This is a genomic window from Streptomyces sp. NBC_01268 (genome assembly GCF_036240795.1).
GTDB lineage: Bacteria > Actinomycetota > Actinomycetes > Streptomycetales > Streptomycetaceae > Streptomyces.
In genome coordinates this window covers 8,326,691-8,340,031 of record NZ_CP108454.1, presented here as the reverse complement: position 1 = coordinate 8,340,031, position 13,341 = coordinate 8,326,691, and the positions used below count along the sequence as shown (strand labels likewise).

Below are 13,341 nucleotides of genomic sequence, written 5' to 3'. Positions count from 1 at the left end.
GCCCCCGCAGGACCTCCTGGGAGATGGCGACATCCGGATACTTCTCCGCCCAGCCCGCCACCGATTCGGCGAGGAGCCGACGCCGCTCGGCCAGACCTTCTTCACCGTCGTCGTGGGCGAGCAGGGACCGGGGCCAGACCCAGACGGCCCGCAGCAGTGCCTCGCGCATGCTCGCCTTCTTGACGGCGAAGGCGACCGCGGCCTGTGAGGACCTGCTTCCGTCCACGCCGACGACGACGGTCCGTGGGTGCACGGTGGTGTGCTCAGGTGCGCGGACCACGCCGACGGGGCAGGCGGCCCGCGCCGTGAGCGGGGCGACCACGGAGCTCTCGCTGAACACCTCGGCCACCCTGCCGAGACGACGCGAGCCGACGACGAGTGCGACATGCTCTGCGAGCGCGTCGTACAGGAGCCCGTCGTGGGCAGGCGGTACGGCGACGACCAGTCGGAGCGCAAGTCCTCCTCGTACGGCCTCATCGGCGGCCCGGACGAGAGCGGGGACCGGCTGGTCCCGGGGGTCGCCTCCGAGCACCATCCCGTTCATGTCTCCTCGACCCGGGTGGCGAAGGCGGGTGGGACGATCTCCACCGGGCAGTGGGCGTGGTGGAGCAGGGTGTGGGCGACGCGGCCCAGGGACGGGCCCGCGCCCAGGGCGCGGTGTTGTCTCCCCATCACCAGAAGATCGGTGTGGGCGCTCGCCTCGACCAGGATCCCGGGCGTGCTTGTGCCCGTCTCGACGTGATGGCTGACGGTCAGGGTGGGGTAGAACTCCTGGGCGAGGTCGGCGAGCGACTTGATCTCGTGAACGCGCTGCCGCGCGATCTCGTCGAGGTCGTCGAGCATGGTGGCGACGCTGCCGATGTGGGTGAGCACGTTCCAGACGCTCACCAGCCGCAACGCCGCCTTGCGGGCCTCCGCCTCGGCAGCCGCGACGAGCAGCCAGCCCAGGTCCGAAGCACCGTGCACTGCTGCTGTCACCGAGCCCGACACGGGACGGTCCCCGTCACCACGGACCACGATCACGGGCACCTCGGCGCGGCCCGCCACACCGAGACCGACGGATCCGAGCATGAGTGCGGAGAAGCCGCCGAGCCCCCGGTTGCCCACCACGATCGTGCCCCGGTGGCCGGCGGCGGCCCGGAGACCGGCGACCGGCTCCTGGCGGCTCAGCTCCTTCGTGACGGCAAGGTCCGGAAAGAGGTCACGAACCGCAGTCGCGGTCTCGGTCAGCAGGTCGCGACCCGCTTCACGCACCGCTTGGATCGTCTCGGCATTGGCGAAGAGGGCCCGGCGGTCGGTGTCGGCGGCGTGGACGAGATGCAGGGGCCTCTGCCGTCGGTCCGCCTCGTCGGCGGCCCAGAGCACGGCCGTGCGCGCGGAGGGGGACCCGTCGACTCCCACGACGACGTTGCCGAGCTCCGGTCGGGCGGGGGTCTCGCTGGTCATGGTTCCTCCTCCGGGGTACGCCCGAGGCTCGAGCACGTTCCGAGGGGCGACATCTCCCACACTGGCATCGGGGTGGGCCTCCTCGGGATGGGCCGTTCGGCCCCGATCGAGACCTGCCCGGCCCTGCTGCCGGTGGGGAACGGGGCACCAGCCTGAAGTCTGAACTCGTTGCTCGATCCGGACCACGGACGGAACGGAGCGGACACTACTGAGGAGGCACGTCATGACAGCCCAGGTCACCGTCGGTCTCGACGGCTCGATGGAAAGCCTCGCCGCCCTGCGTTGGGCGGCGACGGAAGCGGTGCTGCGCGAGGTGCCCCTCCGGCTGGTGCACGTGGACGAGTGGCCGAACACCCCGGAGGTGCCCCTGCCGTACGCCCACACCATGGCCGAGCGGGCGGAGAGTCTCTTGCGGGACGAGGCGGCCCGTGTGCGGAAGGACCATCCCGGCCTCAAGGTGCTCACGGAGCGTGCGCGCGGTCGGGCGGCCGAGGAACTGACGGCCGCCGCGAACGAGGCGGATCTGACGGTCCTCGGTTCACGCGGGCTTGGTGGCGTCCGCGCCTTCATCGTCGGCTCGGTCTCCCTTGCCGTCATCGGCGCGGCGCGACAGCCGGTCGTCCTCGTGCGCGCGGAGAACGGCCGAACGGCTCCCGAAGGCGGGATCGTGGTGGGCGTCGACATCCACCACCCGTGCGAAGCCCTGCTCGCGTTCTCCTTCAACGAAGCCGCCCGCAGGGGCCTGCCCCTGCGGTTCCTGCACAGCTGGACACTTCCTGCCTCGTACGGCTACGCAGCCGTCATTGACCCGGGGATCGGCAAGGAGCTGGGCGGCCACCTTCTCGGGGGGCTGGACCACCTGCTGGAACCGTGGCGGAAGCGGTACGCGGGCGTGGAAGTGTCGGCCAAGGCGGTGGTGGGCTCGCCCGCGTACCAGCTGGTCGAGGCGTCACAGACGGCGCGACTCGTCATCGTGGGACGCCGGAGTCGGACAGTCCCTCTCGGCCCGCATCTGGGCCATGTCGCCCACGCGGTCATCCACCACAGCCCCACGCCGGTCGCCATCGTCCCCTTGTCGCCGTCGTCCCCTTGATGTGAGCGGACGGCGGCTACGGGTCGTCAGGTCCGGCCACCGGGAGCGCAGGTCCGGCGATCCGCGAGGAGCGGCCTACTCGGCAGACCCCGACGGCGTGCCGGGCGCGCCCGGCACCTGGATGCGCCGTCCGGTCACCCGGCGCGGTGAGAGCGTCACCACGGTGTCCCGCCCGTCCCCCGCCCACGGCGCCGAGTGGACAGCGTCCTTGAGCCTTCGCACTTCCGTCTCCTCCGACACCGTGCGCGCAGGACCGACAAGAAGCACGCTCCAGCCCTGGCTGAAGGCGTCGTCCATGTGGTCCTGCTCGAAGGCGACCTCCACGCCGGACGCCGAGGCGCGCGCGAGGGAAGAGTCCGCGGCCGTCATGAAGACGATGTCTCCGTCGACGACCTGGTAGTTCACGGGGAACACCGTCAGTCCGTCCCGTCCTTCGACGGCGACCCGGCCGACGCCGTGGCCGTCGAGCAGCTCCCAGCATTCGGCCTCGCCGATCTCCTCCATCCGTGCTCGGTACCCGGCGCGGGCTCCTCCTGGCGCGAGGTCCGCCGTGTACCCGGTGAGGTCCTGGACGGTGGTCTCAAGGGCGTTCGCCAGCCGGACCAGGAACTCGATCCCCGGGGTGGCCACCTGCTCCTCCACGTAGGTGATGTAGCTGGGCGTCGAGCCGGCCCGTTCGGCCACGTCCTCCCAGGACAGGCCGAGTTGTGCGCGCCTGGCCGCGACGCGGCGGCCGAGGTCGCTGGTCGCGTGCCGGCCATCAGCCGTGTTCATCACCCGTCTCCTTCCGTGGTCTCCGGACGCCGCTGGGGTACGACGGCGACCGGACACGAGGCGTGGTGCAGGGCGCGGTGGGCGACCCTGCCGAGCTCCAGGCCGACGAGGCCGTCGCGGCGTCGCGCGCCGACGACCAGCAGGTCGGCGGCGGCGGAGCGCTCGGTCAGGACCTTGTGGGCGAGGCCCTCGACCGTGCTCCTGCGCAGGCGCACCTGGGGATGTTCGGACGCCGCGGCCTCAAGGGCCTTGTCGAGCAGTTCGGAGGCCCCTTCCGTGAAGTAGGCCGCCCCGGCGCGCCTCATCAGCAGGTGGTCGGCCGGTTCATGGGCCGGCCGTCGCCAGGTGCCGACGACGTCGAGTACCGCGTCCCGGACGGCTGCCTCACGGAAGGCGAACCGCACGGCCGGCGAGTCCACGTCGTGCTCTCCGATGCCGAGCAGGACGCGCCCGTGGCGTGCCTCCAGGGCCTGCCGGTCCCCCCTTACGACGACGACCGGGCAGTGGGCCCGGGCCGCCACGATGAGGCTGACGGATCCGAGCAGAAGGTCGGCGAGCTCGCCGCGCCCGCGGGATCCGACGACGAGGATCGTGTCATCCCGGCCCTCCCTGAGCAGCGCGGTCGACGCGTCCTCGGCGAGGACGTCCGTGGTGAGGGGGAGGTCGGGTGCGCGGCGCCGGGCGCGTTCGGCCGCGGTGCCGACGATGTTCTCGGCGAGGACCTGTCCCGAGGGCCGGTCCGTGGTCCAGGCCGGCACGACACCCTCGTACCGTTCCCACAGGGAGGCATGGACGATGCGCAGGGGAAGCCCATGCCGTACCGCTTCGTCGACGGCCCAGTCCAAGGCCGTGAGACTGGCGTCGGACCCGTCGATTCCTACCACCAGGGGCGATTCCATGGTGCCACCGCCTTTCCGGGTCGTGTGGTGGCCTGCTGCCACGCTCGCACCGCACTGGAGTGACGAGGTAGGGCCGGTCGGTCCCGGGCCCGGACCGCCCGGTCCGCGTAGGGAGGCGGCGCGGAGACACTGGGGAGGAGGGGCCCATCCGCTTCTCGCGGATCCTGATCGCGCGGTGCGCGGCTCTGAGCCGCTTCCCCGCGTCCCTCTGGCGGGCCCCCTCCTCACTTTCAGGAAAGCACCGGCAGACGGTCCGCGCCATGGCTGCCCGGGTCCCGACGTGCCCCGTTCGGCCCTTGTCGTCAGCCGCCCGAAGGCGGAACCCTCGCAGCAACAGGACTCGGGGCGCAGGCGTACCGGAGGCCGGTCATGAAGCACCCTCGTACCGTCGACGACGTGATGACCCATGCGGTGGTCTCCGCCAGGTTCGACGCACCGGTCAAGGAGATCGTCCGGTCCATGCGGCGCTGGGGCGTGAGCGCGGTCCCCGTGCTGTCGGCCCAGGGACGAGTGGTCGGCGTGGTGTCCGAGGCGGACGTACTCGGCAAGGTTCCGGGAGAGGCCCGGGACGACGCGGGATCGGTGACGGCGGGCAGCCTGATGTCGGCTCCGCCCGTCACCGTTCCGCGCGATGCCACGATCGCCGGGGCCGCGCGGCTGATGGCGCAGGGCCACCTCAAGCGGCTTCCCGTGGTGGACGAGGAGGGCCGCCCGGTGGGTGTCGTCAGCCGGGGCGATCTGCTCAAGGTCTACCTTCGCTCCGACTCCGAACTCGCCGAGGACGTGCGCCACGAGCTCCTCACGCACCTGATCCCCGAAGGTGACGCGGCACTGACCGTACGGGTCGAGAACGGCGCGGTGACGCTCGCCGGACGCCTGCCACAGTCTGTTCCGGCGGATCTGGCCCTGCGCCTGACACGAGCGGTGCCCGGTGTGGTGGCCGCGACGGCGGAATTCACGACCTCGTAGCAGCCTTCCCGGGTCCGGCCTCTCTCGTGCCGTGCGGCGGAAAGTGCTGGACGCGCGCGTCCGGGCCCGGGAACACCTCGGTGACCCGGCCCGTGTCCGCCCATCGGACATCGAAGGGCGGAGTGCCGTCCGGATGGTGGAGCCCGACGATCTCACCGTCTCGCCCCTCGTCCCCGACCGTCGCACCGCCCACGATCAGCCGGTCACCGACGCGAGCCCACAACCCGGCGCGGGGCTTCTCCTGGCCTTGTCGTGCTCCGGTCCCGGTCATGCTTCTCGCCTCCCGGCACGAGCGCCCGGCCGCGGTCTTCCCGAGACGGGCTCTCTCGCTTTCTCCACCGTGCGTCCCGGCGGGCCCACCGCCATAGGGGCCAACAGTCCCTGAAGGGGACCATTCGGCACTGCCCCGGGTGCGGTTCGCGCAGCAGAGTGAGACCTGGGGCGGCCGCGTCCCGTGAAGGAGGACCGTCATGCAGCACCGCACGGTTTTCGAGGTGATGCCCCACGACGTGGTCACCGCCGCCCCGGAGACCCCGTTCAAGCAGATTGCCCGGCTCTTCGCCGACCACGACGTCTCGGCGGTCCCGGTCGTCGACGCCGACCGACGCCTGCTCGGCGTGGTCTCGGAGGCCGACCTGCTGCGGGCCACCGCCGAGCTCCCCGACCTGGAGGGCCGTTGGGCGGGCGTCCGGCTGCTGTCCCAGGAGCGAGGGCTGCCCGATGCGGAGACGGCCGCCCAGCCGATGACCTCGTCGGCCGTCACGGCACGGGCGAACTGGAATCTCGTCGAGACGGCCCGGACAATGCACCGCAAGGGCGTGAAGGGACTGCCCGTCGCCGACGAGACCGGTCGAGTCGTCGGGATCGTCAGCCGCAGCGACCTGCTACGGCCCTTCCTGCGCCTCGCCCCGGACACGATCCGTGTGACCGTCGACGACGGAGTCGTCAGGCTGACGGGCCGCGTCGACGAGCGTGCCGACATCCGCGTGACCACACGGCTCTGCCGCTCGGGCGACGGAGTCGTCGCCCTGCACGAATCGATCGAGTACGCCTACGACAACCTCGCGCTCGACGTGGAGCCACCGCGATGAACGCCCTGTGGGTGGCACCGGTCATGCCCGACTACGACAGCGCCCGGGCCACCTTCTCCTGGCGACGCGAGCGGTCCCGGCTCGCCGGGCTGCCGGACGGCGGCATCAACATCGGGTACGAGGCCGTCGACCGGCACCTGCGCGAGGGCCACGGCGAACGCGTCGCGCTGCGCTGCGTCGCCCGCGACGGAACCGTCCAGACGGTCACCTTCGCCCGTCTCGCAGCCGAGAGCTCCCGCTTCGCGCACGTGCTGGAGACGCTCGGCGTGGAACGCGGCGGGCGGGTGTTCACCCTCCTCGGCCGCCGGTTCGAGCTGTACAGCGCCGTCCTCGGAACGCTGCGTGCCGGACGGGTCCTGTGCCCGCTCTTCAGCGCCTTCGGTCCCGAACCCATCGCACTGCGCATGGAGTTGGGCAACGCCCGCGCGCTGGTCACGACCCGGGAGCTGTACGAGCGGAAGGTGGCCCCGGTACGGTCCCGTCTCCCGCACCTGCGGCACGTCCTGCTTCTCGACCCCGGGGCCGACCCGCCCCCGGACACCCTCTCCTTCCCCGCTCTCACGGCCGCCGCGCCGGACACGTACACGGTGTGCCCGACCGATCCGGCGGAGCCGGCGCTGTTGCACTTCACCAGCGGCACGACGGGCACCCCCAAGGGCGCGGTACACGTGCACGAGGCGGTCCTCGCCCATCACGTCACCGCCGCCTACGCTCTGGACCTGCACGAGGGCGACGTCTTCTGGTGCACGGCCGACCCCGGCTGGGTCACCGGCATGTCGTACGGGATCATCGCCCCGCTCACCCACGGCGTGACGACCGTCGTCGACGAAGGGGACTTCGCCCCCGCTCGCTGGTACCGGATCCTCGCCGACCAGCACGTCACCGTCTGGTACACCGCACCCACCGCGCTCCGCATGCTCATGCGGGCCGCACCACGCCGCGGCGAGCCGACTCCCGCGGAGCGTCACGACCTCTCGTCGCTCCGGTTCATCGCTAGTGTCGGTGAGCCTCTCAATCCCGAGGCCGTGCACTGGGGCCGGGAGGCTCTCGGGCTTCCGGTCCACGACACCTGGTGGCAGACCGAGACCGGTGCCATCATGATCGCCAACTTCGCGGCCGATCCGGTGCGGCCCGGTTCGATGGGCCGCCCACTGCCCGGTGTCGAGGCCGCCGTCCTGGCGTGCGGCGAGGACGGCCGGGCGGCCATCACCGGCGGGCACGTCCAGATCCTCCAAGAACCCGGTGCCCAGGGCGAGCTCGCCCTACGGGCGGGCTGGCCATCGATGTTCCGGGCCTACCTCCACGAGCCGCACCGTTACGAGGCGTGCTTCGCGGACGGCTGGTACCTGACCGGCGACCTCGTCAGCCGCGACGCCGACGGCTGGTACTGGTTCGTGGGCCGCGCCGACGACGTCATCAAGTCCGCGGGGCACCTCATCGGGCCGTTCGAGGTGGAGAGCGCGCTCATGGAGCATCCGGCGGTCGCCGAGGCCGGTGTCATCGGACGCCCTGACCCGCTGGCAGGCGCGATCGTCAAGGCGTTCGTGCTGCCGCGCCCCGAGTATCCGCCCGACACCGAACTACGGCGCGACGTCTTGGCATTCGCCCGTCGGCGCCTCGGCCCGGCTGTGGCCCCCCGGGAGATCGAGTTCGTCGAGGATCTGCCCCACACCCGCAGCGGAAAGGTGATGCGCCGCCTGCTGCGGGCCCGCGAACTGGGCCTGCCCGAGGGCGACGTGTCGACCCTGGAGACACCCGAACCGGCCGGGACGGCCGAGCTCTCCGAGAAGGAACCGTGATGGCCACCGCACACGGCGGTACGCCCGCCGGAACACCGAAGACGAAGCGCCCCCGTCGCGCACGTGGACCCACGACGCCCTCCCGCACTCCTGCGGCGTCCCACGACCTGGATCTGCTGCGGCAGATGCTGCTCATCCGGCGGTTCGAGGAACGGTGCGTCGAGCTGTACAGCGCAGCGGCGATCCGGGGCTTCGTGCACCTCTACATCGGCGAGGAGGCGGTGGCGGTCGGCGTCCACCAGGCTCTCGACGAGCGGGACGCGGTCGTCTCCACGTACCGCGAACACGGCCACGCCCTGGCCCGTGGGATACCGCCCGAGGCCGTGATGGCGGAGATGTACGGGAAGAGCACCGGGTGCAGCCACGGCCGCGGCGGTTCCATGCACCTCTTCGACGCCGACCGCCGCTTCTACGGCGGCAACGCGATCGTGGGCGGCGGACTGCCGCTCGCGGCGGGCCTGGCGCTCGCCGACCGGTTGCGCGGCGAGTCTCGAGTGACCTGCTGCTTCTTCGGTGACGGGGCCTTCGCGGAGGGCGAGTTCCACGAGACCGCCAATCTGGCGGCGCTCTGGGGACTGCCCGTGCTCTTCGTCTGCGAGAACAACCTGTACGCGATGGGGACGGCCCTCGCCCGCGAACACGCCCAGACGGACCTGGCGATGCGGGCGGCGTCGTACGGCATGGCGGCCTGGGCCGTCGACGGCATGGACGTGCACGCCGTGGAGAGAGCGGCGCGCGGGGCGGTCGAGTCCATCCGCGCCGGTAGCGGACCGCACTTCCTGGAGATGCGGACGTATCGATTCCGCGCGCACTCGATGTACGACCCTGACCGGTACCGGCCGAAGGACGAGGTCGAGGAGTGGAAGCGGCACGACCCTGTCACCGGCCTCGCCGACGGCATGCGTACGGCTGGACTCCTCGACGCCGCCGCACTGGAGGACTTGGAGCACCAGGCCGCCGAGGAGATCGACGACGCCGTCCGGGCGGCCGAACAGGCCCCCGAGGAGCCGGCCGAGGATCTGCTGCTGCATGTCACTGGCCGACACGAGGAGGCTCAGGCATGAGCACGCGTACACGTCCGCGGGCGCATCCCGACGACGACAGCGTCACCTACAGGGAGGCCCTGCGCGAGGGGCTGCGCGAGGCCCTGGCCTCGGACGACCGAGTGTTCCTGATGGGTGAGGACGTGGGCCGCTACGGCGGTTGCTTCGGGGTGAGCCTCGGCCTCCTGGAGGAGTTCGGCCCCGATCGTGTCCGGGACACGCCCCTGTCGGAGTCCGCGTTCGTCGGAGCCGGGATCGGCGCCGCGCTGGCCGGGCTGCGACCGGTCGTGGAGATCATGACGGTCAACTTCAGCCTGCTGGCCCTCGACCAGATCCTCAACAACGCAGCCACCCTGCGGCACATGTCCGGCGGACAGCTCGGCGTGCCGCTGGTGATCCGCATGACGACGGGCGCGGGACGGCAGCTGGCCGCCCAGCACTCCCACAGTCTCGAAGGCTGGTACGCGCACATCCCCGGCCTCCGTGTCCTGGCGCCGGCCACGATCGACGACGCCCGCCACGTGCTGTCGGCCGCGCTGGTCGACCCCGACCCGGTGCTGCTCTTCGAGCACGGGAGCCTCTACAACGCCGCCGGAATTCTGGATCCATCGGTCCGAAGTGTCGACCTGGACCGCGCGGCCGTCCGGCGCGAGGGCACCGACGTCACGGTCGTCGCGTACGGCGGTTGCGTGTCCAAGGCCCTCGAAGCCGCGGAGGAACTGGCGGGCGAGGGGATCAGCGCGGAGGTGGTCGACCTGCGCACGCTACGGCCCCTGGACGACGCCACGTTCGTCGGATCGGTCCGGCGGACCCACCGGGCCGTCGTGGTCGACGAGGGCTGGCGCAGCGGCAGTCTGTCCGCCGAGATCGAGTCGCGCATCTGCGAGCAGGCGTTCTTCGAACTCGACGCGCCCGTCGAGCGGGTGTGCAGCGCGGAGGTCCCCGTCCCGTACGCCCGTCGGCTGGAGGAGGCGGCACTCCCCCAGCCGGCCGGAATCGTGGCGGCGGCGCGTCGGGTGGTGAGCTGAGATGGCCGAGTTCACGATGCCGTCACTCGGCGCCGACATGGACGAGGGCACGCTCTCCCAGTGGCTGGTGCACCCCGGCGACCAGGTGGCGCGGGGCGACGTCGTCGCGGTGGTCGAGACAGCGAAGTCCGCGATCGAGGTGGAGTGCTTCCACAGCGGTACGGTCGACGCCCTCCTCGTCGACGAGGGCACCACCGTGCCGGTGGGCACCCCGCTGGCTCGTATCGGCACGTCCGCCGAGAGCCGGCCCACCACGGACCGGCCCCCGTCGACACCCCTCGTCCGCCGACTCGCCCAGGACCGGCACGTCGACCTCGCCGCCGTCCATGGTTCGGGCCCGGGAGGCAGGATCACACGCGCGGACGTGGAGCACTCGGAACCGGAACCTGAACGAGCACCGGAGCACGCCAAGAGCGCCGGCTCCTCACAGCCCCTTCACACCGGGATCAGGCGGCAGCCGGGGACGGAACCGGCGCGACGGAAGCGGAGCGGGTCCGGGGCCGAGGCAAAGCCCGCACCGACGACACGGTCGACGAAGCCGGTGCGCAGCGACGACTCGACCGGGGAGCGTCCCGTTCCTCCGCGCGTGAAGTCCTCACCGCTCGCGCGGCGGCTGGCCACGGAGCTCGGCGTCGACCTCGCCGAGGTGACCGGCACGGGTCGGGGCGGCACCGTCCGTGCGGAGGACGTCCGTTCCGCCCCGGCCGCCGAGGGCGCACCGCGGCCGGCCGTCCCGGATATGGCACGGGCGGCGACCGCCCGGCTCATGAGCCGATCCAAGCGGGAGATCCCGCACTTCTACCTCTCCACGACCGTGGACATGGCAGCGGCCCTGGAGTGGATGCACGCCCGCAACCGCGAACTGCCATTGTCCGCCCGTCTGGTGCCCGCCGCACTCCTGTTCAAGGCCGTCGCGCTGGCGGCGCGCAAGGTGCCCGAGCTCAACGGGCACTGGGTCGACGACGGCTTCGTCCCGGCGGAAGAGGTACGGCTGGGCATCGCCGTCTCCCTGCGAGGCGGTGGCCTTGCCGCCCCGTCCCTCGCCCACGCCGACACGCTCTCCGTGGTCGAGGTGATGGCCGCACTCAAGGACCTGGTGGCGCGGGCACGGGGCGGCCGGCTCCGCGCGTCCGAGACCGCCGACCCCAGCCTCACGGTCACGAACCTCGGCGACCAGGGCGTCGAGGTCGTGTTCGGGGTCGTCTACCCGCCGCAGGTCGCGCTCGTCGGCCTCGGCCGGATCGTCGAGCGGCCGGTGGCCGTGAAGGGCCTGCTGGGAGTACGTCCCATGGTGACGGCGACGTTGTCCGCCGACCACCGTGCCGCCGACGGCGCCACCGGCGCGCGTCTCCTGACCGCCATGGACCGGCTCCTGCAACGACCGGAGGATCTGTGAACCACGACCAGGCAAAGGCATTCGTCCGGCAAGCCGTGCAGCGCGTCGTCCCCGACGCCGACTTCACGGGGCTCGATCCCGGCGTGTCCCTGCGGGACACGTTCGAGATGGATTCGCTGGACTTCCTCGAGTTCGTCGAGGCACTCGCCGAACTCAGCGGGGCGGAACTCAGCGAGGACGACTATCCGGCCCTCGACACGTGGGACGGCTGCGCCGCTCGCCTGGTGGGCGAGGCCAGTGCGTCCGCACAAGGAAGGAGAGGGTGATGCGTCACCGCAGGATCGACCAGCTGATGACCCGTGAGGTGGTGAGTGTCCGCGGCGACGCCCCGTTCAAGGAGGTCGCCCGCACACTCGCGCAGCACCAAGTGACCGCTGTGCCCGTGGTGGACGGGGACGGCCGGGTCGTCGGGGTGGTGTCGGAGGGCGATCTGCTGCGCAAGACCGCCGACCAGGCCGCCGCACCGAGTGGATTGCCGGCCGTTCCGGGCCTGGAGGCGTGGGAACGGGCGAAGGCCGAGGGAACACGGGCCGAGGAGCTCATGTCCGCCCCCGCGGTGTGTGCCCGTCCGGAGTGGACCGTGGCGGAGGCGGCGCGGCTCATGGAGGTGCAGAGGGTCAAGCGGCTCGTGGTCGTCGATGGCGAGGACCGCTTGCTGGGCATTGTGAGCCGTCGCGACCTCTTGGGCGTCTTCCTCCGCGAGGACGACGACATCCGCCGGGAGATCGTCGAGGACGTGCTCGGTGACACGCTGCGTCTCGAACCGACTGTCCTCTCCGTCGAAGTGCACGACGGGCGGGTGGAGCTTGGCGGGAGGCTGCCCTTCCGGGGCATGGCACCGGCGATCGAGCGCATGTGCGCGACGGTGGACGGCGTGGTCTCGGTCTCCTGCACCCGTCTCACGTACGACGTCGATGACACCGAACGAGGAGGTGGACGATCATGACACGGAGCATCGTGGTCGGCCTGGACGGTACGGAGCAGGCCAAGGCAGCCGCGGAGTGGGCGGCCGAGGAGGCGGTGCTGCGCGGGACTGACGTACATCTGGTGCACGCGAAGGAACCAGTACCGGAGGCCGCTCTGTCGCTCGTGAAGTGGGAGTCCGAGGAGCCGTGGGCCAGGGAGATGATGGCGCGCACCGCCGGTGAGCTGCGCGAGCGCCATCCCGGCCTGTCGGTGACCTCCCAGGTGCTGCCCTCGGGGCCCGTTCCGGGTCTGGTCGCCGCGGCTGAGGAGAGCAATCTGCTCGTTCTCGGCTCGCGGGCGCTGGGCAGCGTGGCCGGGTACCTGCTCGGCTCGGTCGGCCTGACGGTCGCCGGTGCCGTCGAGCGACCCGTCGTACTGGTACGGGCCGTCAGCGCGGGAAGCACTCCGCGGGGCCCGATCGTGGTCGGGGCCGACGTGCGGCAGCCCGTGGACTCCGTGCTGGGCTTCGCCTTCGAGGAAGCCGCGCGACGGCACACCCAGGTCCTCGTCGTGTACGTACAGCAGCTGCCACTGCACGCGGGAATGGGGCCCGCGATGGTCCCGGACTACAGGCTTTCCATGATGCCGGAGATCAAGCGTTCCGTGGAGGCCATGCTGGAACCCTGGCAGGCGAAGTATCCCGACGTCGAGGCGGTCGCCCGCGTGGCGGTCGGATCGGCCGGACTCGAACTGGTGGCGGTCGCCCGGGAGGCCTCCCTCGTGGTGGTGGGCCGGCGTACCCGCCATTCGACGCTCGGCGCACACATCGGCAGCGTGGCCCACGCTGTCCTGCACCACAGCCCGGTGCCCGTGGCCCTCGTTCCCCACGACTGATCG

General features: G+C 71.7%; 14 protein-coding genes and 1 pseudogene. 10 read left to right on the top strand and 5 right to left on the bottom strand.

The window, feature by feature from the left end; genetic code table 11:
* Positions 1 to 34 precede the first annotated feature (34 nt).
* A pseudogene (locus tag OG309_RS37250) lies at positions 35 to 535 on the bottom strand (universal stress protein); the annotation flags it as partial.
* 5 nt (positions 536 to 540) lie between these two features.
* The gene (locus tag OG309_RS37245; protein ID WP_329427894.1) at positions 541 to 1,446 is read right to left on the bottom strand and encodes a universal stress protein; all 906 of its coding nucleotides are present in this window, start codon (positions 1,444 to 1,446) and stop codon (positions 541 to 543) included.
* Positions 1,447 to 1,669: 223 nt separating this feature from the next.
* On the opposite strand from OG309_RS37245, the gene OG309_RS37240 reads away from it, so the two are divergent.
* Positions 1,670 to 2,539 carry a universal stress protein gene (locus OG309_RS37240; protein ID WP_329427892.1) on the top strand — a complete coding sequence of 290 codons (870 nt, stop codon included), beginning with the start codon at positions 1,670 to 1,672 and terminating at the stop codon, positions 2,537 to 2,539.
* Positions 2,540 to 2,614: 75 nt separating this feature from the next.
* On the opposite strand, the gene OG309_RS37235 is transcribed toward OG309_RS37240, so the two are convergent.
* Together OG309_RS37235 and OG309_RS37230 are read right to left on the bottom strand one after the other, a co-directional pair.
* Positions 2,615 to 3,313, bottom strand: coding sequence for a helix-turn-helix domain-containing protein (locus OG309_RS37235; protein ID WP_329427890.1), 699 nt, complete (start codon positions 3,311 to 3,313; stop codon positions 2,615 to 2,617).
* Positions 3,313 to 4,212: a universal stress protein gene (locus tag OG309_RS37230; protein ID WP_329427889.1), complete on the bottom strand. Its 900-nt coding sequence runs from the start codon at positions 4,210 to 4,212 to the stop codon at positions 3,313 to 3,315. Before OG309_RS37230 ends, OG309_RS37235 begins: the two co-directional genes overlap by 1 nt.
* A gap of 369 nt (positions 4,213 to 4,581) precedes the next feature.
* Between OG309_RS37230 and OG309_RS37225 the strand changes: the two genes are divergently transcribed.
* Positions 4,582 to 5,181 (top strand): CBS domain-containing protein, encoded by a 600-nt coding sequence (locus tag OG309_RS37225; RefSeq protein WP_329427887.1) that lies wholly within the window; start codon positions 4,582 to 4,584, stop codon positions 5,179 to 5,181.
* On the opposite strand, the gene OG309_RS38225 is transcribed toward OG309_RS37225, so the two are convergent.
* Positions 5,168 to 5,452 (bottom strand): DUF1918 domain-containing protein, encoded by a 285-nt coding sequence (locus OG309_RS38225; protein ID WP_323185855.1) that lies wholly within the window; start codon positions 5,450 to 5,452, stop codon positions 5,168 to 5,170. The two genes, OG309_RS37225 and OG309_RS38225, sit on opposite strands and share 14 nt — an antisense overlap.
* A 199-nt stretch (positions 5,453 to 5,651) precedes the next feature.
* Between OG309_RS38225 and OG309_RS37215 the strand changes: the two genes are divergently transcribed.
* From OG309_RS37215 to OG309_RS37180, 8 genes are read left to right on the top strand one after another with little or no spacing between them, the layout of a single operon-like run.
* Positions 5,652 to 6,272, top strand: a complete 621-nt coding sequence (locus OG309_RS37215) for a CBS domain-containing protein (RefSeq protein WP_329427886.1) — start codon at positions 5,652 to 5,654, stop codon at positions 6,270 to 6,272.
* Positions 6,269 to 8,071 carry an acetate--CoA ligase gene (acsA, locus tag OG309_RS37210; RefSeq protein ID WP_329427884.1) on the top strand — a complete coding sequence of 601 codons (1,803 nt, stop codon included), beginning with the start codon at positions 6,269 to 6,271 and terminating at the stop codon, positions 8,069 to 8,071. Before OG309_RS37215 ends, acsA begins: the two co-directional genes overlap by 4 nt.
* On the top strand, positions 8,071 to 9,135 hold the full coding sequence (gene pdhA / locus OG309_RS37205) for a pyruvate dehydrogenase (acetyl-transferring) E1 component subunit alpha (protein ID WP_329427883.1): 1,065 nt from the start codon (positions 8,071 to 8,073) through the stop codon (positions 9,133 to 9,135). The genes acsA and pdhA overlap by 1 nt, the downstream gene beginning before the upstream one ends.
* A complete protein-coding gene (locus OG309_RS37200) occupies positions 9,132 to 10,142 on the top strand; it encodes an alpha-ketoacid dehydrogenase subunit beta (protein WP_329427881.1) in 1,011 nt (336 codons plus the stop codon). Before pdhA ends, OG309_RS37200 begins: the two co-directional genes overlap by 4 nt.
* Position 10,143: 1 nt before the next feature.
* Positions 10,144 to 11,538 (top strand): 2-oxo acid dehydrogenase subunit E2, encoded by a 1,395-nt coding sequence (locus tag OG309_RS37195; protein WP_329427880.1) that lies wholly within the window; start codon positions 10,144 to 10,146, stop codon positions 11,536 to 11,538.
* Entirely contained in the window at positions 11,535 to 11,804 is a 270-nt protein-coding gene (locus OG309_RS37190) for a phosphopantetheine-binding protein (protein WP_328940988.1), read from the top strand. Before OG309_RS37195 ends, OG309_RS37190 begins: the two co-directional genes overlap by 4 nt.
* Positions 11,804 to 12,484, top strand: coding sequence for a CBS domain-containing protein (locus tag OG309_RS37185; RefSeq protein WP_329427877.1), 681 nt, complete (start codon positions 11,804 to 11,806; stop codon positions 12,482 to 12,484). The genes OG309_RS37190 and OG309_RS37185 overlap by 1 nt, the downstream gene beginning before the upstream one ends.
* Positions 12,481 to 13,338, top strand: a complete 858-nt coding sequence (locus OG309_RS37180; protein ID WP_329427875.1) for a universal stress protein — start codon at positions 12,481 to 12,483, stop codon at positions 13,336 to 13,338. The genes OG309_RS37185 and OG309_RS37180 overlap by 4 nt, the downstream gene beginning before the upstream one ends.
* The last annotated feature ends 3 nt before the right edge of the window (positions 13,339 to 13,341 follow it).

What these genes read in the sequence shown, in the direction of transcription:
- OG309_RS37195 (WP_329427880.1), top strand. Translation starts at nt 10,144, where the DNA reads ATGGCCGAGTTCACGATGCCGTCACTCGGCGCCGACATGGACGAGGGC.
- acsA (WP_329427884.1), top strand. Translation starts at nt 6,269, where the DNA reads ATGAACGCCCTGTGGGTGGCACCGGTCATGCCCGACTACGACAGCGCC.
- OG309_RS37230 (WP_329427889.1), bottom strand. Translation starts at nt 4,212, where the DNA reads ATGGAATCGCCCCTGGTGGTAGGAATCGACGGGTCCGACGCCAGTCTC.
- pdhA (WP_329427883.1), top strand. Translation starts at nt 8,071, where the DNA reads ATGGCCACCGCACACGGCGGTACGCCCGCCGGAACACCGAAGACGAAG.
- OG309_RS37200 (WP_329427881.1), top strand. Translation starts at nt 9,132, where the DNA reads ATGAGCACGCGTACACGTCCGCGGGCGCATCCCGACGACGACAGCGTC.
- OG309_RS37215 (WP_329427886.1), top strand. Translation starts at nt 5,652, where the DNA reads ATGCAGCACCGCACGGTTTTCGAGGTGATGCCCCACGACGTGGTCACC.
- OG309_RS37180 (WP_329427875.1), top strand. Translation starts at nt 12,481, where the DNA reads ATGACACGGAGCATCGTGGTCGGCCTGGACGGTACGGAGCAGGCCAAG.
- OG309_RS38225 (WP_323185855.1), bottom strand. Translation starts at nt 5,452, where the DNA reads ATGACCGGGACCGGAGCACGACAAGGCCAGGAGAAGCCCCGCGCCGGG.
- OG309_RS37240 (WP_329427892.1), top strand. Translation starts at nt 1,670, where the DNA reads ATGACAGCCCAGGTCACCGTCGGTCTCGACGGCTCGATGGAAAGCCTC.
- OG309_RS37245 (WP_329427894.1), bottom strand. Translation starts at nt 1,446, where the DNA reads ATGACCAGCGAGACCCCCGCCCGACCGGAGCTCGGCAACGTCGTCGTG.
- OG309_RS37225 (WP_329427887.1), top strand. Translation starts at nt 4,582, where the DNA reads ATGAAGCACCCTCGTACCGTCGACGACGTGATGACCCATGCGGTGGTC.
- OG309_RS37235 (WP_329427890.1), bottom strand. Translation starts at nt 3,313, where the DNA reads ATGAACACGGCTGATGGCCGGCACGCGACCAGCGACCTCGGCCGCCGC.
- OG309_RS37185 (WP_329427877.1), top strand. Translation starts at nt 11,804, where the DNA reads ATGCGTCACCGCAGGATCGACCAGCTGATGACCCGTGAGGTGGTGAGT.